This is a genomic window from Neisseria sp. P0021.S007 (genome assembly GCF_051956855.1).
This window is the reverse complement of record NZ_JBQCXA010000439.1, coordinates 1-733: the sequence shown is the minus strand read 5'-3', so window position 1 is coordinate 733 and position 733 is coordinate 1. Positions and strand designations below refer to the sequence as shown.

The 733-nt window shown below is 51.8% G+C and carries 1 protein-coding gene and 1 pseudogene; both read right to left on the bottom strand.

The genetic code is table 11. The annotated features are described in order from the left end of the window. Positions 1 to 361, bottom strand: a 361-nt coding sequence (locus tag ACTHUR_RS13870; RefSeq protein WP_440399121.1) for a twin-arginine translocation signal domain-containing protein, incomplete at its 3' end; no start/stop codon positions are given. 57 nt (positions 362 to 418) lie between these two features. After that, positions 419 to 733 (bottom strand): annotated as a pseudogene (locus tag ACTHUR_RS13865) (TonB-dependent receptor); the annotation flags it as partial.

The window sequence follows — 733 nt, the reverse complement described above, 5'->3', positions numbered from 1 at the left end:
TAATCGCGCTGCCTTTACACATCAGCTGCGTGATGCCGTTGGTCAAAATATTGACCATGCCGACTTTCTGCCCTTGGTTGCGCAGGTTTACGCCGACATTGCTCGGACTCATCATGACTTTAAATTGTCCGCTTGCCACGCCTGCACGCAGTTGGTCGGGCGAACGCCAGATTTTCAGCGATACATCTGCCTGCTTCGCCAGCTTGCCTTGCAACGCCGCTACGGCGATGGTAACGCTGGGCATTGCCGGTGCGCCGTATACGGTAAATTGTTCTTTACCGGCTGCTAACAATGAAGGTGAAACGCCTGCGGCTGCCAGCGCGGCGGTCATTTTTAAGAAATCGCGTCTTTTCATATCCATTTTTTATCTCCTAATTCTTAATAAGCCAATGCAGGCATTCTTTCAAACGGCCTGATTTTAAAATGCCGCATGCAAACTCAACCAATATGTCCTGCCCGGTGCATACACGACACTGGGGGATAGAGCGAGGACGTGGTCGCCGCTGATGTATTCGGCGTATTTTTTGTTGAACACGTTGTTCACGCCCAGGCGTAAGCCGTATTTGTCTTTGAAGTTTACGCCTGCGTACACGTCGGCAACGGTAAAGCCTTTGGCGGCTTCGCGTTTGTCTATGCCCAAACCGCTTGCGGCATCAAAATCGCCGCGCGTTTGTTTGGCGACAAAGCGTGTGGCGGCGCCGATGTTGTAGCTGCCGTGGGCAAAGTAATTTTT